Annotated in this window: 24 protein-coding genes; 9 read left to right on the top strand and 15 right to left on the bottom strand. The window is 55.4% G+C overall.

All coding sequences use genetic code 11. The features are described from left to right. Nucleotides 1-49 precede the first annotated feature (49 nt). Both ABIE64_RS13535 and ABIE64_RS13530 read right to left on the bottom strand, forming a co-directional pair. On the bottom strand, nt 50-508 hold the full coding sequence (locus tag ABIE64_RS13535) for a bactofilin family protein (RefSeq protein ID WP_007089477.1): 459 nt from the start codon (nt 506-508) through the stop codon (nt 50-52). Further along, on the bottom strand, nt 468-1,814 hold the full coding sequence (locus ABIE64_RS13530) for a peptidoglycan DD-metalloendopeptidase family protein (protein ID WP_354377704.1): 1,347 nt from the start codon (nt 1,812-1,814) through the stop codon (nt 468-470). The genes ABIE64_RS13535 and ABIE64_RS13530 overlap by 41 nt, the downstream gene beginning before the upstream one ends. Nucleotides 1,815-2,039: 225 nt before the next feature. Between ABIE64_RS13530 and ABIE64_RS13525 the strand changes: the two genes are divergently transcribed. After that, the gene (locus ABIE64_RS13525) at nt 2,040-2,522 is read left to right on the top strand and encodes a phosphatidylglycerophosphatase A family protein (RefSeq protein WP_354377703.1); all 483 of its coding nucleotides are present in this window, start codon (nt 2,040-2,042) and stop codon (nt 2,520-2,522) included. Nucleotides 2,523-2,528: 6 nt separating this feature from the next. Continuing rightward, nucleotides 2,529-3,032, top strand: coding sequence for a CinA family protein (locus ABIE64_RS13520; protein ID WP_037991249.1), 504 nt, complete (start codon nt 2,529-2,531; stop codon nt 3,030-3,032). 46 nt (nt 3,033-3,078) lie between these two features. Here ABIE64_RS13520 and ABIE64_RS13515 read toward each other — a convergent pair whose 3' ends face one another. The 12 genes from ABIE64_RS13515 to tpiA all read right to left on the bottom strand — a co-directional run bounded on the left by ABIE64_RS13515 (nt 3,079) and on the right by tpiA (nt 16,473). Then, nucleotides 3,079-3,537 carry a type II toxin-antitoxin system RatA family toxin gene (locus tag ABIE64_RS13515; RefSeq protein WP_007089473.1) on the bottom strand — a complete coding sequence of 153 codons (459 nt, stop codon included), beginning with the start codon at nt 3,535-3,537 and terminating at the stop codon, nt 3,079-3,081. A 47-nt stretch (nt 3,538-3,584) separates the two neighbouring features. Further along, nucleotides 3,585-4,580, bottom strand: a complete 996-nt coding sequence (gene lipA, locus ABIE64_RS13510; RefSeq protein WP_007089472.1) for a lipoyl synthase — start codon at nt 4,578-4,580, stop codon at nt 3,585-3,587. A gap of 118 nt (nt 4,581-4,698) precedes the next feature. Further along, nucleotides 4,699-6,096, bottom strand: coding sequence for a dihydrolipoyl dehydrogenase (gene lpdA / locus ABIE64_RS13505; RefSeq protein ID WP_354377702.1), 1,398 nt, complete (start codon nt 6,094-6,096; stop codon nt 4,699-4,701). Between the two features lie 95 nt (nt 6,097-6,191). Next, nucleotides 6,192-7,523 carry a pyruvate dehydrogenase complex dihydrolipoamide acetyltransferase gene (locus tag ABIE64_RS13500; protein ID WP_354377701.1) on the bottom strand — a complete coding sequence of 444 codons (1,332 nt, stop codon included), beginning with the start codon at nt 7,521-7,523 and terminating at the stop codon, nt 6,192-6,194. Between the two features lie 63 nt (nt 7,524-7,586). After that, the gene (locus ABIE64_RS13495) at nt 7,587-9,020 is read right to left on the bottom strand and encodes a pyruvate dehydrogenase complex E1 component subunit beta (protein ID WP_354377700.1); all 1,434 of its coding nucleotides are present in this window, start codon (nt 9,018-9,020) and stop codon (nt 7,587-7,589) included. Nucleotides 9,021-9,073: 53 nt separating this feature from the next. Then, on the bottom strand, nt 9,074-10,084 hold the full coding sequence (gene pdhA / locus ABIE64_RS13490; RefSeq protein WP_037991264.1) for a pyruvate dehydrogenase (acetyl-transferring) E1 component subunit alpha: 1,011 nt from the start codon (nt 10,082-10,084) through the stop codon (nt 9,074-9,076). A gap of 544 nt (nt 10,085-10,628) precedes the next feature. Further along, nucleotides 10,629-10,979, bottom strand: coding sequence for an FtsB family cell division protein (locus ABIE64_RS13485; RefSeq protein WP_051682326.1), 351 nt, complete (start codon nt 10,977-10,979; stop codon nt 10,629-10,631). A gap of 288 nt (nt 10,980-11,267) precedes the next feature. Next, nucleotides 11,268-12,539 (bottom strand): phosphopyruvate hydratase, encoded by a 1,272-nt coding sequence (gene eno, locus ABIE64_RS13480; protein ID WP_007089466.1) that lies wholly within the window; start codon nt 12,537-12,539, stop codon nt 11,268-11,270. 104 nt (nt 12,540-12,643) lie between these two features. Beyond that, a complete protein-coding gene (gene kdsA, locus ABIE64_RS13475) occupies nt 12,644-13,501 on the bottom strand; it encodes a 3-deoxy-8-phosphooctulonate synthase (protein WP_354377699.1) in 858 nt (285 codons plus the stop codon). Between the two features lie 28 nt (nt 13,502-13,529). Next, on the bottom strand, nt 13,530-15,158 hold the full coding sequence (gene pyrG, locus ABIE64_RS13470; protein ID WP_007089464.1) for a CTP synthase: 1,629 nt from the start codon (nt 15,156-15,158) through the stop codon (nt 13,530-13,532). 124 nt (nt 15,159-15,282) lie between these two features. Further along, complete coding sequence (gene secG / locus ABIE64_RS13465) at nt 15,283-15,618, bottom strand: preprotein translocase subunit SecG (protein ID WP_007089463.1); 336 nt, start codon at nt 15,616-15,618, stop codon at nt 15,283-15,285. A 99-nt stretch (nt 15,619-15,717) separates the two neighbouring features. Continuing rightward, nucleotides 15,718-16,473, bottom strand: a complete 756-nt coding sequence (gene tpiA / locus ABIE64_RS13460) for a triose-phosphate isomerase (RefSeq protein ID WP_354377698.1) — start codon at nt 16,471-16,473, stop codon at nt 15,718-15,720. A 327-nt stretch (nt 16,474-16,800) separates the two neighbouring features. Between tpiA and ABIE64_RS13455 the strand changes: the two genes are divergently transcribed. Beyond that, on the top strand, nt 16,801-18,693 hold the full coding sequence (locus ABIE64_RS13455; protein WP_354377697.1) for a peptidyl-prolyl cis-trans isomerase: 1,893 nt from the start codon (nt 16,801-16,803) through the stop codon (nt 18,691-18,693). A gap of 103 nt (nt 18,694-18,796) precedes the next feature. Further along, nucleotides 18,797-20,293, top strand: coding sequence for an anthranilate synthase component I (trpE, locus tag ABIE64_RS13450; protein WP_071239947.1), 1,497 nt, complete (start codon nt 18,797-18,799; stop codon nt 20,291-20,293). A gap of 59 nt (nt 20,294-20,352) precedes the next feature. Here trpE and ABIE64_RS13445 read toward each other — a convergent pair whose 3' ends face one another. Then, complete coding sequence (locus tag ABIE64_RS13445) at nt 20,353-21,531, bottom strand: divergent polysaccharide deacetylase family protein (protein ID WP_354377696.1); 1,179 nt, start codon at nt 21,529-21,531, stop codon at nt 20,353-20,355. Between the two features lie 229 nt (nt 21,532-21,760). Between ABIE64_RS13445 and ABIE64_RS13440 the strand changes: the two genes are divergently transcribed. The 5 genes from ABIE64_RS13440 (at nt 21,761) to lexA (ending at nt 25,550) form a co-directional block, all read left to right on the top strand. Beyond that, on the top strand, nt 21,761-22,333 hold the full coding sequence (locus tag ABIE64_RS13440) for an anthranilate synthase component II (protein ID WP_354377695.1): 573 nt from the start codon (nt 21,761-21,763) through the stop codon (nt 22,331-22,333). 33 nt (nt 22,334-22,366) lie between these two features. Further along, entirely contained in the window at nt 22,367-23,401 is a 1,035-nt protein-coding gene (gene trpD / locus ABIE64_RS13435) for an anthranilate phosphoribosyltransferase (RefSeq protein WP_071239944.1), read from the top strand. Then, nucleotides 23,398-24,195, top strand: coding sequence for an indole-3-glycerol phosphate synthase TrpC (gene trpC / locus ABIE64_RS13430; RefSeq protein WP_354377694.1), 798 nt, complete (start codon nt 23,398-23,400; stop codon nt 24,193-24,195). Before trpD ends, trpC begins: the two co-directional genes overlap by 4 nt. Beyond that, a complete protein-coding gene (moaC, locus tag ABIE64_RS13425) occupies nt 24,195-24,695 on the top strand; it encodes a cyclic pyranopterin monophosphate synthase MoaC (protein ID WP_503012851.1) in 501 nt (166 codons plus the stop codon). Before trpC ends, moaC begins: the two co-directional genes overlap by 1 nt. Nucleotides 24,696-24,842: 147 nt before the next feature. Further along, a complete protein-coding gene (gene lexA / locus ABIE64_RS13420) occupies nt 24,843-25,550 on the top strand; it encodes a transcriptional repressor LexA (RefSeq protein ID WP_007089450.1) in 708 nt (235 codons plus the stop codon). Nucleotides 25,551-25,564 lie beyond the last annotated feature (14 nt).

The following is a 25,564-nucleotide window of genomic DNA, read 5'->3' as shown; positions in this document are numbered from 1 at the left end:
GTTTTATATTCTTTGCTCGCCTGCGGGAAAGATTGCCAACACAAACCTTTTATTGTTTGTGCTCTTTCTTCACGTTCGCGGCAACGATCTGACCGGCCTGAATGACGGTAAGGCCACCCTCTTCGACGGCACCTTCAATGCGACGGCAATGGCCTTCGATATGGGCACCCGGTTCGATCGACAGGCTTTCATGAAGGATATCGCCCAGCATACGGGCCGTTTCCGCCAGTGAAACGTCCCTGGCGCGAACCTGACCGGTGACAGAACCACAAATGCGAACCTTTTCGGCGACAATCTCGCCGCGGACTTCGCCGTTCTGACCAATTGTCAGGGTACGCGTGCGAATGTCGCCATTCACAAAACCGTCCACCTGAACATCTGACTCAGAGATCAGATCACCGGTAACCCGAAGATCGGAATTGATAATCGACAGACCGCCTCTTTTTTCGGTCGCCGAATTATGGGAATTAGTCGTTGTCTGCTGTCTCTTGCTCGTTTTTGAAAACATAATGTCCCGCCTCAATAAACTTGATGGGGTCTACCTGCTTGTCGTGAACCAGAACTTCATAGTGCACGTGGCTGCCGGTACTACGGCCGGTACTTCCCATCAATGCGATTTTGCCCTTTAAATTCACTTCGTCGCCCTTCTTGACGAGGACCTTGTATAGATGTCCGAAACGGGTTCGAAGGCCGTTACCATGGTCAATTTCAACCATCTTCCCGTATTTTCCGCTCCATCCGGCGAACACCACCTTTCCGGGGGCCGTCGCATAGATTGGTGTTTTCATGGGCCCGGCAAGATCAACGCCGGAATGAAAAGCCCACTTGCCGTTGATAGGATCCTTGCGCTTCCCGAAAGAACTGGACAGGTAATAGGAATCCGCAGGCTCCCCCAACGGGGTTCTTTTTATTCTTTCATGCAAACTTACCAGCTGATCCATACGATCACCAACGGCAAGTGCCACATTTACAAACTGTTCGTCCTCGGGGTTCTCGGGCTCGAACGCCACAAACGGCCCCCCCACACCACCGGCAACTTCGCCGCTTCCAGACGCCTGCGGCTTCATGGGCGGCGTAATAACCTCGTCCATCGTAAGACCGGTCATTTCCAGCACCGATTCCAGCTCCAGAATGGTGCTGTTGGCGGTTTCCGCCACGCGCTGCATCGCCTGCTTCTGGATGGTATGCAGATCGGCAATCCGCTGACGTGCTTCACCAAGTTCCGATTGCAGTTTTTTCGAACGCTGCATTGCCTGATCACGTTCACGCATAACCCGCGACATGACGGTTTCGACAGTTTCCAGTTCGTCGCGCAAGGCAAGATTGCGGTTGGTAATACCGTCAATCTGGGTCTGTAGCGCGTTCATCTGATTATCCATGGATGTCCGCAAGGCGGAAATCTGGACTTTTTCCTTTTCACTGACCGCCAGTTTCGAGGTGTAATCCTGAACCCGGGCCTGCAGCATCAAATTCTTTTCAGCCATCGACAGAAGATTACGGTGGGTATCTTCCATCTGTGAGGTGATTTCACCAAAACGGCGCTGGCTTTCGGTGACACGTGCGATCAACTGATTGTAGGAAAGCTCGCTGCGAAACAGCTGTTCTTCACGCGCGGCAAGCCGTTGATCAAGATACCAGGAATAACCCGATACCCCGACCGTCCAGGTGATCGCAAGGACCCCGACCGATGCCAATGTCAGTTGAGCGTATTTGCCAATCCGCACTTGAGAAACGGAATCATTGGACCGCACAAGGATGTGCCGGTCCGGAAACCATTTTTCAATCAGGCGACGGCCACGTTCGAACGCCGACATACTCAGTGTCTAACCCCTATTTACCCAACATTGCCCGTTCGATACGAAATCGACGCACAACCGTTTTTTTTCAGACCCCGGCTGAATATCTATTTTCTTTACGCTACCTGTTAGCGCGAAGACAGGCAAGCACGTTAACACATCCTTAAGGGTAAAAAAATCATCTGCTTTGCACTTCAATATGTTACTCAATGATCTCCCGATGAATTCAACAGCGTTCAAAACATGCGTTTATCCCAATTCATGCTGACCTGTGCTGCAACATGGTTTTACAGCGGACGAACCACCAAGGCACCTGGCACGATGGGATCGCTGGCCGCTGTTCCTGTGGGCTGGGCAATCGCCGTTTTGCTGGGATACCCGGCTCTGTTGGCCGGAATTGTCATCGTGTTCCTTGTCGGAATTCCGATTTCCCATAAATACAGTGAGATGATCGGGGTTCACGATCCCGGTGAAATCGTCATCGACGAAGTTGCAGGGCAATGGCTTTGCATACTTGTCGTTCCGCTGGGCAACGGGCTTGTCGATCTCGGCTGGCTGGCGGCGGCATTTGTCATGTTCCGGTTTTTCGATATTCTGAAACCCTGGCCGATCCGCTGGATCGACCGCCGGATCAGCGGCGGTTTTGGCATCATGCTTGATGACATCCTTGCGGGCATATTTGGCATGTTTGTATTGATCGCCGCCCGCTACTTTGCAGGAGTTTGACCGCCCATGAACATCGAACCGGATATTCTTGCGCGCGCAGAAAACCTGATTGCCCTATGCAAATCCAAAGGCGAAATGATCGCAACCGCAGAATCCTGTACCGGCGGGCTTATAGCTGGCGGGCTGACGGCCGTTGATGGCAGTTCGTCCGTTGTCGATTGCGGCTTTGTGACTTATTCCAACGAAGCAAAACACGGCCTGATCGGCGTACCGCAGGAATTGCTTGATACCTATGGTGCCGTCTCAGAACCGGTCGCGCGCGCAATGGCCGAAGGCGCACTGATCCGCGCACCACTGGCAACACTGGCTGTCGCGGTTACCGGCATCGCCGGACCGGGCGGCGGATCAGATGAAAAACCGGTTGGACTTGTCCATCTTGCGTGCGCCGGAAAAGGTCGGCCTACCCTGCACCGTCGCCGGGTCTATGACGGTGATCGCCACGCGGTACGCAAGGCAACCATCATCGACGCCTATGACATGCTTTCGGAAATGGTCGGCAAAACCGGTTAATCAGGTTGGCGCGTCATCGCCCCTGCAGCGTGAATGCAACATGCACTCACCGATCTGACAGGGCCTTGTCCGGCTCGCCATAAACCTGATGGGCGCGGGTTTCAAATGCACCAACCATCAATTTGACGGCCTCGTTGAAAACGACCCCGATCATCTTCTGCAACAGGGCAGAACGGAATTCGAAATCGACAAAGAAGTCGAGCCACGTTCCACCGTCTTCCGCCGGTTCAAACACCCAGTGATTGTTAAGGTACTTGAACGGCCCCTGCAGATATTCGACATCGACCCGATCCGGGCGCTGTAGCGTGACTTTTGATGTGTATTTTTCGCGAAACATTTTGAAACCGATCACCAGATCGGCATGCAAAACATCGCCATCACGCTTGCGCACACGGGATGCCACACACCATGGCAGAAATTCCGAATAGGAATCGATATCCGCGACGAGGTCAAACAGCTGTTCCGGCGTATAGGGCAGTTTCCTGCGCTCCGCATGCGTCGGCACCCTGATCTCCTTTGTCGTCGCGTTTATCGGTTTGAAATGCGGCGCACTTACTGCGCCGCTGTTGTTGCCTGCATTCTGGCTTTGGCTTCGTCAGCAGCCGCAAGCTTTCTTTCGCGTGCCTTGCGCAGTTCCTCGAAATCACGGTCTGCATGATAGCTTGAACGCGTCAGCGGCGTTGCCGACACCATCAGGAAGCCCTTGCCGCGCGCCATCGAGGCGTAATCCTTGAACTCGTCCGGCGTCACGAACCGGTTAACCGGTTCGTGCTTGAGCGTCGGCTGCAAATACTGGCCAATCGTCAGGAAGTCGACATCCGCAACCCGCAGATCGTCCATGACCTGTGCCAGTTCATGGCGTTCTTCACCAAACCCGACCATCAGGCCCGATTTGGTAAAGATCGTCGGATCAATCTGTTTGACGCGATCAAGAATGCGCAGCGACTGGTAATAGCGCGCGCCCGGCCGGATCGAGGTATAGAGTCTGGGAACGGTTTCAAGGTTATGGTTGAAAACGTCCGGACGTGCACGGGCAACGATTTCAACGGCACCTGGCTTATCGCGAAAATCGGGGGTCAGAATTTCAATCGTGGTTTCCGGCGATTTATGGCGGATCGCCTCGATCACGCGAGCAAAATGTGCGGCCCCACCATCGGCCAGATCATCACGGTCGACCGAGGTGATCACGACATGTTTAAGCGCCATGTCGGCAACCGCCATCGCAAGGTTTTCCGGCTCGAACGGGTCAAGCGCACCGGGCATGCCGGTCTTGACGTTACAGAACGAACAGGCACGCGTGCAGGTATCCCCCATGATCATGAAGGATGCGTGTTTCTTCTGCCAGCATTCACCAATGTTCGGGCACGCCGCTTCTTCGCAGACGGTATGCAAATTCAGGCCGCGCGCAAGTTCGCGCGTTTCCTGATACCCCTTCGAGGTTGGCGCCTTGACACGAATCCATTCCGGTTTGCGTCCGGACGGACGATCCGGGCGTTTCTGCTTTTCCGGGTGACGAAGTGCCTGTGCTTCGTTGCGCGCCGTCGACATAGAGTTACCTCCGAAGGATTGGACGGGCGGCAATGTGCCGCCACGTCACGCATTTGTCAAACCGACAATCGTCCAAAACGGTCATACCGGGCATGTTTGCCCGGTACAACGCCGTATTCTAGAAGTGGATCGCACGCCCATAGGCGTCAAGGACCGACTCATGCATCATTTCCGAAAGGGTCGGATGCGGGAAGACCGTATGCATCAGATCTTCTTCGGTCGTTTCGAGGCCCATGGCCACGACAAAGCCCTGGATCAGCTCGGTCACTTCGGCACCAACCATGTGCGCACCAAGCAATTCACCGGTCTTGGCATCAAACACCGTTTTGACCAGACCTTCGGCCTCGCCCAGTGCAACCGCCTTGCCATTGCCGATGAACGGGAATTTGCCGACCTTGACGTCGTAACCGGCTTCCTTGGCTTTGGCTTCGGTCAGACCGACACTTGCCACCTGCGGATGGCAATAGGTGCAACCCGGAATCTTGCGCGGATCAAGCGGGTGCCCCCCTTTGACACCGGCAATCTTTTCAACGCAGATGACGCCTTCATGCTCAGCCTTGTGCGCTAGCATCGGCGGGCCTGCGACGTCACCAATGGCATAAATGCCCGGCTCTGCCGTTGCCGAATACTCGTTCGTATCAATGACGTTGCGATCAACCTTGACCTTGGTGGTTTCCAGACCGAGATTTTCGGTATTGCCGATCACACCAACCGCGGAAATCACGCGATCAACAGTCAATTCCTGTTTCTTGCCGTCCTTGGTTTCAATCGTGACGACAACATTGTCGGCGTTGCGCTTAAGGTTCGCGACCTTGGCTTCCGTCAGGATTTTCATCCCGTCCTTGGTCATCATCTTCTGCGCAAGGGCGGCCACTTCCTTGTCTTCGACCGGCATGATCTGCGACATGATTTCGACCACCGTCACTTCCGCACCCATGGTGTGATAGAAGCTGGCAAATTCGATACCAATCGCGCCTGAACCGACAACCACAAGGCTTTTGGGCATCTTGTCAGGCGTCATCGCCTTTTTATAATCCCAGACCACCTTGCCATCGGCTTCCAGCCCCGGCAGGGAGCGCGCCCGTGCACCGGTCGCGATAATGTAATTCTTTGCGGTATAGGTACCGGCATCCTTGCCTTCGACCTTGATCTTTTTCGGACCGTCGAATTTGGCTTCGCCGTTGATCACGGTGACCTTGTTCTTCTTCAGAAGATGGCCAACACCGCCCGAAAGCTGCTTGGAAACACCGCGCGAACGCTGAATGACTGCATCCAGATCAAAGGAAGGCTTTTCACATGACAGGCCGAATGACTTGGCATGCTGCATGTTGCGATAGACTTCTGCCGAACGCAGCAGGGCCTTGGTCGGAATACAGCCCCAGTTCAGGCAGATGCCGCCAAGATGTTCGCGTTCAACAACCGCGGTTTTCAGGCCAAGCTGTGCGGCACGAATGGCCGTGACATAGCCACCAGGGCCCGCGCCAACAACGATTAAGTCGAAATTGTTATCCGCCATCGTAAGATCTCCTTCGCCTGCCCGTCACCGGTCACAGGTCTTGAAATTCAAATGCTTGCGGGGACTATTTAAAGTCCCCGCGCAATTTCCGAACCTCAGAGCAACATGCTCAGCGGATCTTCGATCAGCTTTTTGAATTCAGCCATGAATTCAGCACCGATCGCACCATCGACCACACGATGGTCGACCGAAAGCGTGCAGCTCATGACGGTGGCAATAGCCAAGGCGCCGTCCTTGACAACCGCGCGCTGTTCACCGGCACCAACGGCCAGAATGCAGCCCTGCGGCGGGTTGATGATGGCAGAGAATTCCTTGATGCCAAACATGCCAAGGTTAGAGACAGAGAAAGTCCCGCCTTGGAATTCTTCCGGTTTCAGCTTGCCTTCGCGTGCCTTGCCAGCCAGTGCCTTCATCTCGGTCGAGATTTCGGCAAGCCCCTTGCCACCCGCATTGCGGATAACCGGGGTGATCAGGCCGCCCTCGATGGCAACAGCCACCGAAATGTCCTGCTGCTTGCACTGCAGGATGGCCGCATCGGTCCAGACCGCATTGGCCGCCGGTACGCGTTTAAGCGCGATGGATGCGGCACGAATGACGAAATCATTGACCGATACCTTCACGCCCTCGCCGGCCTTCTCGTTAAGCTGCTTGCGGGTGGCAAGCAGATTGTCGAGTTCGCAATCGACCGTCAGGTAGAAATGCGGAACCTGCTGTTTGGACTGGGTCAGACGACGGGCAATAACCTTGCGCATCGAGCTGTTCGGGATTTCTTCATATTCCGGCAAACCGGTCAGATCCGGGTTCCAGCCAGACGCCGCCGGTGCCTGCGGGGCTGCCGCCGGTTTCTCGCCAGCAGGAGCCGAAGAAGCAGCAGCAGAAGCAGCTTTATCGGCCGGTTTGGACGACAGTGCAGCCTCGACATCGCGTTTCACAACACGACCACGCGGGCCCGAACCTTCGACCTTGCCAAGATCAACGCCTTCATTGGCTGCAATACGACGCGCCAATGGGCTTGCCTTGATACGATCCCCACCGGAAACAGGTGCCGCAGGTGCCAGGCCTTTTGCCGGGACGGCTTCTGACTTGGACGCTTCCTGTTTCGGTGCCTCGGCTGCTGGTTCGGCATCGCCGCCGCCAACAGACGCCGAAGACGTATCCGCCCCGTCAAGGGCGCTGGCATCTTCGCCTTCTTCCAGAAGAAGTGCGATAACCTCGTTCACGGCAACGCCTTCGCTGCCTTCGGAAACAAGGATTTTACCGATTTTGCCTTCGTCGACGGCTTCAACTTCCATCGTGGCTTTATCGGTTTCGATTTCGGCAATGACGTCACCTGACTCAACGGTGTCGCCTTCCTTGACAAGCCATTTCGCCAAGGTGCCTTCGGTCATGGTCGGCGACAGGGCCGGCATCAATATCTTAACAGGCATGAACGCAATCTCCCGGTAACGGGGCGGCGCGGGTTTGCCGCGCCCTGCCCCTGTCCGTTTTACTTAGCGATAGCAAACGGCCTTAGCCGCATCGACGATGTGTTGCTCCTGCGGAAGTGCAAGCACTTCGAGGTTGGCAGCATATGGCATCGGAACATCTTCACCGGTAACGCGCGCAACCGGCGCATCAAGGTAATCAAACGCATTTTCCATGATGACCGATGCGATCTCGGCACCGATACCGGCAAAGTGCCAGCCTTCTTCGCAGGTCACGAGACGGTTGGTTTTCATGACCGAGCGAACGATGGTGTTCACATCAAGCGGACGGATGGTCCGAAGGTTGATGACTTCGGCGGAAATGCCCTGCTCAGCAAGCTGTTCTGCCGCTTTCAGCGCCTTGCCGACCATGATTGAAAACGCAACGATGGTAACGTCCGTCCCTTCGCGTTCGATCTTTGCCTGACCAATCGGAAGAACGAAATCTTCGTCGTCCGGCACTTCGAAGCTCTGTCCGTAAAGGATTTCGTTTTCAAGGAAGACAATCGGGTTCGGATCACGAATAGCAGCCTTGAGCAGACCCTTCGCATCGGCCGCCGACCAAGGTGCGACAACCTTGAGCCCCGGGCAATGTGCATACCAGGATGCATAGCACTGCGAATGCTGTGCGCCCACACGCGACGCAGCACCGTTCGGGCCACGGAACACGATCGGGCAACCAAGCTGGCCACCGGACATATACAGGGTTTTCGCAGCAGAGTTGATGATCTGGTCAATCGCCTGCATGGCGAAGTTAAAGGTCATGAACTCAAGAACCGGTTTCAGGCCCATGAATGCCGAACCGGTTGCAAGGCCGGTAAAGCCATGCTCGGTAATCGGGGTATCAACAACACGCTTGTCACCGAATTCATCAAGCAAGCCCTGGGTGACTTTATAAGCCCCCTGATACTGCGCGACTTCTTCCCCCATGACATAAACGTTCTCATCGGCCCGCATTTCTTCGGCCATGGCATCGCGCAGGGCTTCACGAACGGTCTGGGTCTTGAACGAGGTATAGGTTTTCTCGTCCTTGGTCGCGTTCATGACGCTCATGGCACGCGGGTCCTGTTCGGCGCGGTCAATCGCACCGCTTGCAGAAACAGGTGCTGCATTGGACGAACTGGCCGGTGCCTTTTCTTCTTCCTTGGCTTCGGCCGGTGCGGCGTCGGCTTTCGGTGCAGAAGACGCCGAAACATTATCAAGAGCAGAAGCATCCTCGTCTTCTTCGAGGATATAGGCGATCACAGCATTCACCGCGACGTTTTCAGTGCCTTCGGCAATCACGATCTTGCCGATGGTCCCTTCGTCAACGGCCTCGACTTCCATCGTGGCCTTGTCGGTTTCAATTTCTGCAATCACGTCACCGGAGGCAACAGTGTCGCCTTCCTTGACGGTCCATTTGGCAAGAGTGCCTTCTGTCATGGTCGGCGACAGCGCCGGCATCAAAACTTCAATCGGCATTGTTCCCTCTCTCCCGGGAAATATCGGTCAAAAGCGGTTCGCGGGTGTCGCGATCACGCGTCGATCAGAATATCTGTGAACAGTTCGGAAACATCCGGTTCCGGGCTGTTTTGCGCAAACTCGGCCGCTTTGGCGACTTCCGCTTTCACATCCTTGTCGATGTCCTTGAGGCCAGCCTCGTCGATGATATCACCATCGATCAGCAGCTTTTTGACCATATCGATCGGATCGTGCTCTTTACGCATTTTGTCGAGCTCGTCCTTGGTACGATATTTCGCCGGGTCGGACATGGAATGCCCGCGATAGCGATAGGTCTTGAGCTCAAGAATATAGGGCCCTTTGCCTTCGCGGCAATGCGCAACGGCACGTTCACCGGCATCCTTGACCGCCAGAACGTCCATGCCATCAACCTGTTCACCCGGTATACCATAGGCAGAACCACGCTCGTAAAGGTCCGGGCTGGCCGAATGGCGCTGTGCCGACGTTCCCATGGCATACTGGTTGTTCTCGATGCAATAGATCACCGGAAGCTTCCAGAGCGCTGCCATGTTGAAGGATTCGTATACCTGCCCCTGGTTGACGGCACCGTCCCCAAGATAGGTCAGGCAGACACGGTCCTGACCGCGATATTTGTAATTGAAGGCAATACCGGTGCCGAGCGAAACCTGCCCGCCGACGATACCATGCCCGCCATAGAAGTTCTTTTCCTTGGAGAACATGTGCATCGAGCCGCCCTTGCCGTGCGAATAACCGCCTTCACGGCCGGTCAGCTCTGCCATGACCCCTGCTGGGTCCATACCACAGGCCAGCATGTGGCCGTGGTCGCGGTAACTGGTAATCACACCATCATCGCCGGTAATGGCAGCCTGCATGCCGACAACGACAGCTTCCTGCCCGATGTAAAGATGGCAGAAGCCACCAATAAGCCCCATGCCATAAAGCTGACCGGCTTTTTCTTCAAAGCGACGGATCAGCAGCATTTCACGGTAATATTTGAGGAGATCGTCACTGCTCGCCTGATTGTCGGCGCGCGTCGTGGCGCGTTTGCGTTTTGTGGTCGCCATGTTTCCTCCCGGTGGATGGCTGTCGCTTAAGCATCATGTATGAGCGCTTAATTCGGTACTGGACCACCGAAATGACTACCCAAAACTACGTGTCGAAGCAAGCAATCTAACCACCCGTAAACTGTTGTTTTGCAACGCACAATCACAAATAAACCAAATAATGGTTAATTCATGTTTTTTTGCATATATACATAATTCAAGCGTTTCCAGTGACTTGAGGAACCGGCTTCATTCCCGTTCATTCCATCAGGTCACAAATGCTATGCTTTCCTGAAAAGAATATCACAGATCCGACACGTTTATTTCGCAACTGCCAGAAGAAACAAAAGGTTGCGTTGCCCTGATCACAAACTATTGCAGGTCACAAATCAACCAAAAGACAGTTGAAACAACGCTGTATGAGAGGATGTCAAATTCCCGCCAAGCAGCCCGGGCTGTAAAATCATGGGAAATACAGCCCCGGACGCGCGCATTTTCAATTTTGGAAGTTGATCGCGCGCATAAAAACCCAGCCGGATTCTAAGCACAAATCTGCCGCGACCGATTACTGGCTGGCAGCAACCGTTTCGTCGGCCGGGTAGCCATTGTGATGGAAGATAATCAGATCATCCGGGTGCGCGGCATTCAGCATCGCGCGCGCACGTTCATCGAGCAGATCAGGATCAAGATGCTTCGGGCGCATCGCAATCACGCGCTGCTCCAGATGCTTGCGCTTGTCGATGATTTCATCGCGCACTTTTGCGATATCGGCCACGCGGTCCTGCATCGACCAATAAGCCAGCAAACCACGATTACCTTCGACACTGTGGAAAATAAAATAGACCATAATGGTAAATGCAATGACCGGTGCAATAGCCTGACCTAGTCGGCGAATAACCGGTGACGTTGAAGACATTTACCCCTGCCCTTTGCGGATACGAGACGAACAACAGAAAAAACACCATTCCGAAACCGGAACGGAAAAACTGCGTGCGTTATTTCCCTTTGAACGCAAAGGTATAAATCTCGCAGCAGACAGAACTCTCGCAAAAATACTCTCACAGCTAATCACAACAGGGTAAAAATAAGCTTAAAACAGCAATGCTAATACAGGGCAGTTACGCTCAATTAGCTGATCCTGAACAACAAAAAACCGCCCCGGAATGACGGGACGGTTTTTCAGGTTCAGTCCTGCAATCGAACCTTATTTCAGGATCGAACGCCCCGGATAATAGGCACCGGCCCCCAGCATCTCTTCGATGCGGATCAGCTGGTTGTATTTCGCCAGACGGTCAGAACGTGACAGCGAACCGGTTTTGATCTGCCCGCAATTGGTGGCAACCGCAAGATCGGCGATGGTCGAATCTTCGGTTTCGCCCGAACGGTGTGACATAACCGCAGTATAGCCCGCACGATGGGCCATTTCGACGGCCTCAAGCGTTTCGGTCAGCGAACCGATCTGGTTGACCTTCACGAGGATCGAGTTGGCAACGCCCTTCTTGATGCCATCGGCAAGGCGCTTCGGATTGGTTACGAACAGATCATCCCCAACCAGCTGAACCTTTTTACCGATTTCCGACGTCAATGCTGCCCAACCGTCCCAGTCATCTTCAGACATGCCGTCTTCGATCGAGAAAATCGGATACTTGCTGACCAGATCGGCCCAGTATTTGACCATGCCGTCTGCATCAAGGGTCTTGTTCTCGCCCGCCAGAACGTATTTACCACCTTTGTAGAATTCGGTCGATGCCGCATCAAGGGCAAGGACAACGTCTTCTTCCGGGCGATAACCGGCGGCTTCGATCGACTTCATGATGTAGCTGATGGCTTCTTCGCTCGACCCGATATTCGGGGCAAAACCACCTTCGTCACCAACAGAAGTGCTCAGACCATCTGCCGACAGGGCCTTTTTCAGGTTATGGAAGATTTCCGCACCCATGCGGATTGCGTCCGATCCGGTTTCTGCCGAAACCGGCATCACCATGAATTCCTGAACGTCAATCGCGTTGTCGGCATGTTCACCGCCATTGATGATGTTCATCATCGGCACCGGCAGGGTGCGGGCGAAAGCCCCACCAACATAACGATAAAGCGGAAGGCCTGCTTCTTCAGCCGCAGCCTTGGCAACCGCCAGCGAAACACCCAGAATGGCGTTCGCACCAAGACGGCTCTTGTTCGGCGTCCCGTCAAGATCGATCATGATGCCATCGACCTCTACCTGGTCTTCGGCATCCATACCGGCCAGGGCTTCGAAAATCTCGCCATTGACGGCGGCAACCGCTTTGGTCACGCCCTTGCCAAGATAACGGTCTTCCTTGTCACGCAGCTCGACGGCTTCATGCGCACCGGTGGATGCACCCGACGGAACGGCTGCACGACCAAAGGCGCCACTTTCCAGAGTTACATCAACTTCGACAGTCGGGTTGCCACGGCTATCGAGGATTTCGCGGCCGCGGATATCGATAATAGCGGTCATGACGGAAACATTCTCCTCACTGAGATTATCTGCACCCCAATCGGGTGCTTTGGTTACAGCATAAAAGAAATGCCGCCATCATGTCTGATGGCGGCATTTGCATATCAATCCTTGAACATGTCCAGACGAACCGGATTGGCTTTTGCCACTTTGTCCAGTTCCATCAGAACCGACAAAACTTCCGGAAGCTTGTTCAAGGGAATCTGGTTCGGACCATCGCTGATGGCCGCATCCGGGTTATCGTGGGTTTCGATAAACAGGGCGGCAATGCCGACAGATACAGCCGCACGTGCCAATACCGGCGCAAATTCGCGCTGTCCACCCGACGTTGCCCCCTGCCCACCCGGCTGCTGAACAGAATGGGTCGCATCAAATACGACGGGATAGCCCTGACGGGCCATGGTGGGAAGTCCACGGAAATCGGTTACCAGCGTGTTATAGCCAAAGCTGGTCCCGCGATCACAAAGCATGATGTTTTCATTGCCGGTTGACGCTATGTTGTTCGCAACATTCGCCATGTCCCAGGGTGCCAGGAACTGGCCCTTTTTGACATTCACCGCGCGCCCGGTTTTACCCGCGGCCTGCAAAAGATCGGCCTGACGGCACAGGAACGCCGGAATTTGCAGAATATCGGCAACTTCCGCGACCGCCGCACACTGATCGGGCAGATGAACGTCGGTGACAATCGGAAGGCCGGTCTTTTCCTTGACCTCGGCCAGAATGTCGAGACCTTCGACCAGACCAACCCCACGCCTCGACGTGCTGCTGGTGCGGTTTGCCTTGTCAAACGAGCTTTTGTAAACAAGCCCGATCCCGAGCCCCTCGGACAATTCCTTAAGCGCTGCGGACATTTCCAGTGCGTGCTGACGGCTTTCGATCGCGCATGGCCCCGCCAGAAGCGCAAAGGGCCTGTCATTGGCGAATTCGATATTGCCGACTTTGACAGTTTTGATTTCCGTCATTTCGAAGTCTTTCATTCAGGCTGATTGATCAAACCAGACGGCTGCGCTCTTTGGCGGCCTTGATATAGGACACAAACAGCGGATGCGGATCAAGCGGACGCGAACGCAGTTCCGGGTGGAACTGAACGCCGATGAACCACGGGTGATCCGGGTATTCGACGATTTCCGGCAAACGCCCGTCCGGCGACAGACCCGAGAATTTAAGCCCTTTTTCCTCAAGCTGCGCCATGAAGTTTACGTTAACTTCGTAACGATGGCGATGGCGCTCAAGAACGGTCTCACTGCCATAGATATCACGCGCACGCGTACCGTCGACCAGTTTGCACTCGTAGTTGCCAAGGCGCATGGTGCCACCAAGATCATCTTCGCCGCTACGACGCTCAACCGAGCCACCATCTTTGGCCCATTCGGTCATCAGGCCCACAAGCGGGGTTTTCGTCGGACCGAATTCCGATGAAGACGCATCCTTAAGCCCCGCAAGATTGCGGGCCGCTTCAAGAACCGCCATCTGCATGCCAAAGCAGATACCGAAATACGGCACCTTGTTTTCACGGGCATAGCGCGCAGCGGCAATCTTGCCCTCTGTCCCACGCTCGCCAAATCCGCCCGGCACCATGATCGCGTCCAGTTTGGACAGGATTTCGCTAACATCGCCTTCTTTTTCAAGCGCGTCAGACGCAATCCATTCCAGTTTGACACGGACCTTGTTGGCGATACCGCCATGGGTCAGTGCTTCGGTGAGCGACTTATAGGCATCGGGCAGCTGAATGTATTTGCCAACGATCCCGATGGTGACCTCACCTTCAGGATTACGGATGATGTTGCAGATTTCTTCCCACGGCCCCAGATCCGGGTCCTGTGCCTGCAAGCCGAAGTGATGAAGCACTTCGTTATCAAGACCATACTGGTGATAGCTGATCGGCACCTGATAGATATTGTCGACGTCATAGGCCGGAATAACAGCGGCTTCGCGCACGTTACAGAAACGTGCGATCTTGCGGCGCTCATTGACCGGAATTTCACGGTCACAACGGCACAGCAGGATATCGGGCTGAATACCAACGCTTTGCAGTTCCTTGACGGAATGCTGGGTCGGTTTGGTTTTAAGCTCGCCCGCCGACGAAATATAAGGCACCAGCGTCAGATGCATGAACAGCGTGCGGCCATCGCCAAGCTCGTTGCCCATCTGGCGGATCGCTTCAAGGAACGGCAGACTTTCGATATCGCCAACCGTACCGCCGATCTCGACAAGGACAAAATCCTCGGTCGCATCGGACTGAACGAATTCCTTGATCGCATCGGTAATGTGCGGGATCACCTGAACGGTCCCGCCCAGATAATCGCCGCGACGTTCGCGCGCAATCACGTTGGAATAGATGCGACCGGTGGTCACGTTGTCGGAACGACGCGACGAAACACCTGTGAAACGTTCATAGTGACCAAGATCAAGGTCGGTCTCCGCCCCGTCTTCGGTCACATAACATTCGCCATGCTGATACGGGCTCATGGTGCCCGGATCAACGTTGATATACGGATCAAGCTTGCGCAGGCGAACAGTGAAACCACGTGCCTGAAGCGAGGCCCCCAAAGCAGCAGATGCCAGGCCCTTGCCCAGCGAAGAAACAACGCCACCGGTGATAAAGATATAACGGGTCATGTCTTTGCCTCATCTCAAAGCAAAACGCCGCAGTTCGATGCCGCTCAGTGCATCACGAACCGGGGAATACAACAATCAAAAATTGAGGCGGCAATTTTGCCGCCTCTGGTCGTCGGTTTGTTTTTTAGCGGGTCGGAGCCGCCGGTCCGGTGTCCTCGGCGGGCTGTTGTTCAGCTGCCGGGGCCGGAGCCTGATCCAGTATGGATGTCGGCTGGGTATGAGTGTTGGACAACAATGCCAGGGCAAGGCTTGTAATCATGAATGCCCCGGCAAGAATAGCGGTCGTACGTGTCAGAAGGTTTGCTGCGCTGCGCGAGCTCATGACGCCGAAATTACCGCCGCCGCCACCGCCGCCGCTTCCGCCGATACCAAGCCCACCGCCCTCGCTGCGCTGTACGAGAATGACGGCAATCATGCCAAGCGCAAGAAGAAGGTGAATTACCAGAATAACAGTTTGCATGGTCTCGAAACTCTTGTCCTAAAACTTCCGATCCGAACATTATTATGGCCGGATCGGGCAAAAATTTGATGCGTATTTAACGTGTTTTATGACAGTTGGCTAGGCGCAACTTTCAATAATTTTCCAAAAATCGTCAACCTTGAGGCTCGCCCCGCCAACCAGTGCACCGTCAACATCGGGCACAGACAGCAATTCAGCCGCATTGGACGGCTTTACCGAACCACCATACAGAATTCTGAATTTGTCACCATCATCAAATCGTGCCGTCAGCCCTGCACGAATTGCAGCATGAACTTCGGCAACTTCATCAACGCTTGCCGTGCGCCCCGTGCCAATCGCCCAGACCGGCTCATAGGCAATGACGGTATTTTCCGCCGTCGCCTCATCAGGAACCGAAACCGCAATCTGGCCATTGACCACCGCAAGCGTCGCACCAAGATCGCGTTCCTGCTCGGTCTCGCCAACACAGACCACCGCAATCAGACCGGCATCATGGGCTGCCATTGTTTTCTGGCGAATAACGGTCGAACTTTCACCGTGGTCGGCCCGACGTTCGGAATGTCCGACAAGAACATGGGTCGCGCCGATATCGGCCAGCATCGGGGCCGCAATATCCCCGGTATGCGCGCCCGAAACGGCAATATGGCAATCCTGACCGCCAACCTTGACGGCACTCTTGGCCGTAACACCGGCAACATCGGAAATCAGGGTTGCCGGCGGACAGACCAGAATATCACATGCCAGATCACCTTTTGCCTTTGCGCGGTCAGACAGTCCGCGCGCAAGTGCAAGCCCGTCGGTGCGCAGGCAATTCATTTTCCAGTTTCCGGCGATCAGGGGACGGCGCTGTGACATATGTATATCTACCTCTTGCTGCGACGGGTTTTGGATCAGGCAATGGCTGGGCCATGTGGGAACCGATCCGACAAGTATTGTTACAAACACGGTTCGATGCGGGTTTTAGCACGCGCTCAGGCCCCGGCCAAGCCCCGGAAAACACTGTCAACCGAACTTCGGGCACGGTCAATGCAATCGGATGTTGCCGCCCTTACCTCTCGCCATTAAGATGCGCGGCAATTGCGCCGGGATTTTCGTTATGTTCCGGCAGATAAAAGAAACGCTGCCGGTACATTGTCATCTGCATTGTCATCGGCACCAACCACGAATTGTTAGGCTTATCATATGCTTGCTGGCATTCGCTCTTTTTCGAAATCAATCTTTGCCAAGATCATCCTCGGCGTGATTGCAATCAGCTTCGTCGGATGGGGCCTGAATGCGTCGATGCTCGATCTTGGAACATCGCGTCAGGTTGCTGAAATCGGCAGCCAAAATATCAGCCCCGCCGAACTGGATCGCGCCTTCCAGCGCAGCATCCAGAACATGCGCAGCGTTTTCGGTCCGAATTTCGACCGTCAGCAAGCCATCCAGATGGGCCTTTTGAACAATACGGTTCAAAATCTGGTTTCCCAGAAAATCCTGCGTGAAAACGCCAAGGAAATGGGCATCGGCATCAGCAACGAAAAAGTGCGCGAGACGATTTTCGCCTCTCCGGGCTTCCAGAATGAAACCACCGGCCAGTTCGACCGCGAACGTTTCCTTCAGGCGCTGTATTCCAGCGGATATACCGAACCGGAATTCATCGAAGGTGTTCGTGGCGACATGATGGGCCAGCAGGTTGTTGGCAGCCTCGCCGGTGCCGTCAGCGTCCCTGACGTCATGGCACAACAGATTGCCGCTTACCGCAACGAACAGCGCAGCGGCAGTTTCTTTGCCCTGAATGCTTCGGAATTCGACACGATCGAAACGCCCGATGACGCGACCCTTCGTAAATATCACGAAGACAACGCACCGCAATTCACCGCCCCCGAAAGCCGCAATGTGACCCTGGTCACCCTTTCGGCGAAGGATCTGGCAGCAAATATGGATGTCACCGAAGAAGAAATTCTCGAGGCATATAACCATCGCCTGCCGGAATTCCAGACTCCGGAAAAACGCGTTGTCGAACAGATCCTGTTTGCCCCCAATGAAAAGGAAAGTGCCCAGGAGGCCTATAAGGCGCTTCAGGGTGGTGCCGATTTCATGCAGGTCGCAACCGACGATGCCGGTATGGATCCGTCGATTGTCAAACTTGGTGAATTCACCGCCGACAACATCCTTCCCGATCTGCGTGATGCGACGTTTGGCCTTGAAGAAGGCGCGTTTTCCGAACCGGTCGAAACAGCCCTTGGCTGGCATATCATTCGCGTGACCCGCATTACGCCGGAACAGACCGAAACCCTTGATCAGGTTCGCGACGATGTCGAAGCCGGTGTCCGGCAGTTCAAGGCCGAAGACGCGATCTATGATCTTGCCGCCAAGCTTGATGATGAACTTGGTGCCGGGACCCCGCTTGAAGAAGCAGCAAACGCGGTTGGCGCAAAAACCTATAAACTGAACGACGTTGTGCGTGGCGAAGGTCTGGGTACTGAAATCACCGACAGCGGTGAGATCAATGCCAAGATTTTCGAACTCGGCAAGGGCGAGGAAAGCTTCCTCGAAGAAACCTCGACCGGTGTTCGTTATGTCGCACGCGTTGATGACGTCACCCCGTCGGCACTGCGTCCGTTTGAAGACGTGCGTGATGACGTTGTTACCGCATGGAAAACCGATGAACGCAACCGTCTGATGCTTGAAAAAGCCGATCAGCTTGCCGCGTCGATCAATGACCAGAATGCCGATATCGCAACGCTCGCTAACAGCGACAATGCCGAACTCGAACAAAGCGGCCTGACCAAACGTACCGGTCAGGGCCTCGAAGGCAATGTCAGCCCGGCGGTTGCCGCAGCCCTCTTCACCCTTGAAGAAGGCAAGGCAAAGGCCGTTCAGTCCGGCGACAATGTTCTGGTTCTGAAACTTGATCAGATCAAAGCTGGCACCATTGCCGAAGGCGCTGACGACCCGGTCGTGACCGAACTCAAACAGGGCCTGAACGAAGACATCCTTGCAGAATATCTTGAGTACCTGCAGGACGAGATTTCGGTCAGCGTCAATAACAGCGTGATCAACGGTCTTTATCCGCAAACCGCGGCCAACTGATCCCGATCAGAAATGGGGCGGCCTTTCATCGGGCCGCCCTTTTTCGTTAAACTCCGCGCTGCCTCAGACCGCCCACCCCTAATCGACCAAAATTGGACAGACCATGGAAATCAAACCGGATTTCAACAGTTTCAAGCAGAACTACAATAACGGCATTTCACAGGTTCTCTGGACCTCGCTGACCGCTGATCTTGATACGCCTGTCTCGGCATTTCTCAAGATCGCCGAAGGCATGCCCAACACCTATCTGCTTGAATCTGTCGAAGGCGGTGCCGTGCGCGGACGCTATTCATTCCTTGGCCTGCGCCCCGATCTGATATGGCGCTGCTTTGGCCAAAAGGCAGAACTGAACCGTCGCGCCCTTGCCGATGCCGATGCGTTCGAAGATGAACCCGATGCACCGCTTGAAAGCCTCAAAAAGCTGATCGCCGAAAGCCACATCGCCCTGCCCGACAATCTGCCACCCATGAGCGCCGGTCTTGTCGGCTATATGGGTTATGACACCGTGCGCCTTATGGAAAAGCTGCCCGATAGCAACCCGGATGAACTCGGCGTCCCTGACGGCATCTTTATCCGCCCGACGGTCACCGCAAGCTTCGATACCATCGCCGATACCGTCACCGTCGTAACCCCGGTCCGCCCCGAAAGCGGAATAGATGCCGATGCGGCCTATGATCTGGCCTGTGCGCGCCTCAATGATGTCGTGCAGCAGTTCCAGCGCAACCTGTTCCTTGATCGCCGGTCCAAATCCGCCCCCGACACCCTGCCCGACCCAAAGGTCAGCGTCGACGAGGCCGGTTTTCATAAAATGGTCGATCAGGCCAAGGAATATATCCGCGCGGGCGATATCTTTCAGGTCGTGCTCTCGCAACGCTACACGCTGCCCTATCAATTGCCGCCCTTCGCCTTTTACCGCGCCCTTCGCCGGATCAATCCGTCACCTTTTATGTTTTATCTTGATATCGGCGGGTTTCAGGTTGTCGGCGCCAGCCCGGAAATCCTTGTCCGCCTGCGCGACGGCGAAGTCACCATTCGCCCGATTGCCGGAACGCGTCGGCGCGGCAAGACACCCGATGACGACAAGGTCATGGCCCAGGACCTGCTTGATGATCCCAAGGAACGTTCGGAACATCTGATGCTGCTTGACCTTGGGCGCAATGATGTCGGCCGTGTGTCCAAGCCCGGTACGGTGCGCGTCACCGACCGCGAACAGATCGAATACTATTCCCATGTCATGCATATCGTCTCGAACGTCGTCGGTCAGATCGACGACAAATATGATGCGATGGACGCGCTCAAGGCCGGTTTCCCTGCTGGAACGGTATCGGGCGCGCCAAAGGTCCGCGCCATGGAAATCATCGATGAACTGGAATCGGTCCGGCGCGGCATTTATGCAGGTTGTATCGGCTATATCTCCGCCGATGGCTCCATGGATACCTGCATCGCGCTTCGGACCGCTGTCATCAAGGACGAACAGATCCATATTCAGGCCGGTGCCGGGATCGTCGTAGACAGCAAACCGGAACTCGAACACAAGGAATGCCAGAACAAGGCAGGCGCATTGATGGCCGCCGCCCGCGAAGCCCATCGGTTTGCCTGATTTCCTGCATTTCGGATTGAAAGAACAAGGCCCGCTTCATTTGCGGGCCTTGTTCTTTATCAACCTGTCGCACTCGGACTTGTTCGCCGCAGGATATCGGTCACCGGCACCAGAACAAATCCCTTGGCCTGAATGGCGGGAATCCATTTTTGCAGGGCTTCCAGCGTAAGGTCGCGCGGATGGCCAATCGCAATCGCAAATCCCTGATTGGTGGCAACTTTTTCAGTCCGGGCCAGCATTTCGGCAATTTTGGTGGCATCATCGGCGTCATCAATGAACACGTCGCGCTCAAGCGCCGGGACATCATATTGGCGTGCCATCGAAAATCCGACCGACTTGGCACTGGTTTTGGAATCAAGGAACAGAAGCCCGCGTGATTTCATCACCTCCATCACCACCTGCATGCGTTCCGGATCGGATGTGAATTTGCTGCCCATGTGATTATTCACACCGACATAGCCATCAAACCGGTCCAGCATCCAGGTCATCTCGCCCAATATCTTGTCGCGGTCAAATCCGGTGCGCAACGCATGCGGACCTGGATCGACCAATGCCGACGACGGCTCCATCGGCATATGAAGCATCACTTCATGCCCACGCCCGCGCGCATCATTCACCTGACGCTGAAGGTCGCGCGCATAGGGCAGATAGGAAATCGTCACCGGCCCGGGCAGCCCTATAGTGCGCGCCGTGCGCGGCTGATCAAGGCCCGCATCATCAATCACAATCGCGATAACCGGTGCGGTTCCCGTATCGGGGGTAAGGGCTGCGAATTTCTGCCATGGCGGCGGACCATCACTATGCGCGCCCCCGCTGATCCCGCCGGTATCGGGCGACACGGCAGGTTCAGGCGACTTTGTGACCGGTGCCTTCTGCGGTTGTCTGGTTTCGGGCGCAGTTTTTTCACCCGGCACACGTTCACCGACCATATATCCGGTCCGGTCGCGATTGCCGTTGCTTTCGCTGAAATCATAATTGCGGCTTTCCGGTACCTGGGCCGGTGTCGGCGTATATTCCGGTTCGGAATTTGCGGCCCGTTCGCCAAGATCACGCGATGCGCGATCCAGCTCAAGCATACTGCCTGCTGCAATGAATGCCGAAATGGCCCCCGCAACAATCGCACCGCCCAGCATGAAACGGCCAATGCCGCCCGATTTTCTTTTCGGTGCAGCCTTGCTACGGCCTGTTTTTCGCGGTGCCGCTTTTTTCTTTTTGGCGGGTTGTGCCCGGCGTGCCACGCTCTGGTCTCCAGTCTCGTTTGCTGGGTCGTGTTACCCATATGGTGATTATACGCCAATTATCCCGGCTTGTGTTTGGAAGCTTTTAAACCCGATCAGGTTAGCACCCTGTTAAAGCCGCAAACAAAGACCGCAAACAATGGCAGGAAAATGGTTTTTGCAATCGCTTGACGTAGCGGCAATGCCGTTTATTCTCTGCCCGATCTGATATTCACAGCCCGGCGCCACGATGTATCTCCTCATCGATAATTACGACAGCTTCACATTCAATCTGTGGCACTATCTGCGCGAACTCGGTCCCGAGGTCGACGTCCGCCGCAATGATGAAATCTCGGTTGTTGATGCGCTGGCTTTAAAGCCCGAAGGCATCGTGATCTCGCCCGGTCCCTGCGATCCGGATCGCGCGGGTATCTGTCTTGATCTGATCAGGGCATCGGCGGGCAAGGTCAAGCTGCTTGGCGTCTGCCTTGGTCATCAGGGCATCGGTCAGGCCTTTGGCGGCAATGTCGTGCGCGCGCCCGAATGCATGCATGGCAAAACCGATGCGATGGTGCACGAAGGCAAAAGCGTGTTTAACGGCCTGCCCAGCCCGTTTGAAGCGACCCGTTACCATTCATTGGTTGTTGATCGCGCAACCCTGCCCGATTGCCTTGAAATCACGGCGGAAAACGGGGATGGTCTGATCATGGGGCTGCGTCACAAACAGCATCAGATTCATGGTGTCCAGTTCCATCCCGAAAGCATCGCATCCGAACATGGCCATGCCCTTTTGAAGAATTTTATAGACTTCCCCGGCGCATGAAACCGCACCGGACCGCTAACCGAGGAAACCCGCATGTCGACTGAATATGACCTGAAGCCGATCCTGGCCAAAGTCGCAAATGGCGAAAAACTGAACGAAGAACAGGCCGAGCAGGCCTTCGACGTTCTGATGTCCGGTCAGGCAACGCCGTCTCAGATGGGGGCTTTCCTGATGGCGCTGCGGCTGCGCGGTGAAACGGTCGATGAAATCACCGGGGCGGCGCGTGTCATGCGCTCCAAGGCGACCGGCATTATCGCCCCGCCCAATGCGGTTGATACCTGTGGTACCGGTGGCGATGGCAGCGGCACCTTCAATATCTCGACCGGGGCGGCAATCGTTGCGGCGGCCTGCGGCGCCATCGTTGCCAAGCACGGCAACCGCGCGGCGTCGTCAAAATCTGGATCGGCTGATGTCCTACTGGCGCTTGGCGTCAATCTTGATGCCGATATGGCGCTTCTCGAAAAGGCGCTAAAGGAAATCAATCTGTGCTTCATGATGGCAACGCGCCATCACTCGGCGGTGCGTCACGTGATGCCGACCCGCGTTGAAATGGGTACGCGCACGATCTTTAACCTTCTGGGACCGCTGGCCAACCCGGCCAAAACCAAACGCCAGGTCATGGGCGTTTTTGCCCGTGAATGGGTCGAACCGATTGCCCATGTGCTGAACCGCCTGGGTTCGGAACATGCGTGGGTTGTCTATGGTCATAGCGGCCTTGATGAAATTTCAACAACCGGCCCGACCTTTGTCGCCGAAGTCAAAAACGGCGCAGTCACGACCTTTGAAATCAACCCCGAAGATTACGGCCTTGAAATCGTCACCCTTGATGCGCTTAAAGGCGGCGACGCCCAGACAAACGCGCAGGCCATTCTCGATCTTCTTGCCGGTAAAAAAAGCGCCTATCGCGATATCGTTCTGCTGAATGCCGCAGCCGCCCTTGTGGTGACCGACATCGCAACCGATCTTGCCGATGGCATCGCAAAGGCCCGCACCGCAATCGATTCCGGCAAAGCCGCAGAAACCCTGCAGGCACTAGTCCGCATTTCCAATCAGGGGACCGCAGCGTGAGCGACGTACTCGAACGTATCTGTAACGACAAACGCGACCACATCGCCGCCTGCAAGGCGCGAAAGTCACTTGCCGACCTCGAAACCGCAGCCAGATCACAATCCGCACCGCGCGGCTTCATCAGGGCGCTTGAAACATCGGTTGCGGACGGTCGTTACGGCCTGATTGCCGAAATTAAAAAGGCCTCCCCGTCCAAGGGCCTGATCCGACCGGATTTCAATCCGCCCGTTCTGGCACAGGCCTATAAGGCCGGTGGGGCAAGCTGCCTGTCGGTCCTGACCGATATCCCCTATTTCCAGGGCGATGACAGCTATCTGATCGCGGCACGTGCCGCGGTTGACCTGCCGGTCCTGCGCAAGGATTTCATGCTTGATCCCTATCAGGTGACCGAAGCCCGGGCGTTGGGTGCCGATTGCATCCTTCTTATCATGGCCGCCCTCGAGGATGCCCAAGCGGCCGAGCTTGAAGACGCCGCACACAGCCTTGGCATGGATGTCCTGATAGAAGTCCACAACGCACCGGAACTCGAACGCGCCCTGAAACTTAAATCAAAGCTTCTCGGGGTCAATAACCGCAATCTGAAAACGCTCGAAGTCTCCCTGACCACGACCGAAGAACTCGCTGGCATGGTTGATGACAGCCGGATGCTGGTCGCCGAAAGCGGCCTGTTCACGCACGATGACCTCGCCCGCATGGCAAAGGTCGGCGCGCAATGCTTCCTGATCGGCGAAAGCCTGATGCGTCAGGACGACGTCACCGCCGCCACCCGCAATATTCTTGGCCTCGCGGCCTGATAACGGAACAAGACACAGGCATGGCAGACAAACTTTCGCATATCGACGCCGCTGGTAACGCCGTCATGGTCGATATTTCGGCCAAGAACGATACCGCGCGCGTCGCCATCGCAAAGGGCCGTGTCCTGATGTCGGCGGAAACGGCCCGGCTGATTGCCGAACGCGGCCATAAAAAGGGCGACGTTCTTGGTATCGCCCAGCTTGCCGGGATTATGGGCGCCAAGAAAACCGCCGACCTGATCCCGCTTTGCCACCCCCTGCCCCTGACCTCGGTCGAAGTCACGCTGGAACTCGCAACTGCCACCGATGCGGTAGATATTGTCGCGACCTGCAAAACCACCGGCAAAACCGGGGTGGAAATGGAAGCCCTGACCGCCGTTACCGTTACCGCACTTACCGTGTTCGATATGTGCAAGGCGGTCGATAAAGCCATGCGGATTACCGATATTCGCGTTGTCCACAAGGAAGGCGGAAAGTCGGGTACTTTCACCGCCGACTGATCCCTGAAAGTACCCAAATTTCGTTTCTTGACCGAAAGAATGCCCTTAAACGGCGATTTTTCGGGTTGTGGTGCTTGACGAACAAGCAGAACCAAAGTAGAACATTTATGTATTCGGTTTGTTCTTATTACTGGTTCGGAAAAAATCATGCTGACGCGCAAGCAATACGAATTGCTGGTCTATATCGATAATTACCTTCGCGATCATGGCATCTCGCCCTCTTTTGACGAGATGAAAGAAGCCCTGAGCCTGAAATCCAAATCGGGCATTCATCGCCTGATCACCGGGCTTGAGGAACGCGGCTTTATTCGCCGTCTCGCCCATCGGGCCCGCGCGCTCGAAGTCCTGCGTCTTCCGGATAATAATGATGACGACGCTGCGGAAACGCCCAACAATGTTACCTCTATCGCCTCCGCGCGAAAGGCTGCGCATCGACCGGCAACCGTGCCTTCGGCCTTTTCGGAATCGGGTGAATCCGTTTCCCTGCCGCTGTTTGGCCGGATTGCGGCGGGTACCCCGATCGAGGCCCTTCGCGATCAGACCACAATGGTGCAGGTCCCGGCAGCGCTTCTGGGAACCGGCGATCACTATGCGCTTGAAGTTTCCGGTGATTCGATGATCGATGCCGGTATTCTCGATGGCGACACCGTCCTGATCCAGCGTTGCGAACAGGCCAATGATGGCTCCATCGTTGTCGCACTGGTCGACGACGCCGAAGCCACTCTGAAACGCCTGAAACGTGGCCGTGGCGAAGTTCTGCTGGAACCGGCCAATGCGCGTTATGAAACGCGCGCGCTGTCGCCTGATCGTGTCCGCATTCAGGGACGTCTGATCGGTTTGCTCCGCCAATACTGATAGAATACCGAATA

Origin of the sequence: Thalassospira sp. MBR-102 (assembly GCF_040549275.1) — a bacterium.
GTDB classification, from domain to species: Bacteria; Pseudomonadota; Alphaproteobacteria; order Rhodospirillales; family Thalassospiraceae; genus Thalassospira; species Thalassospira xiamenensis.
This window is presented reverse-complemented; position numbering and strand designations above follow the sequence as displayed.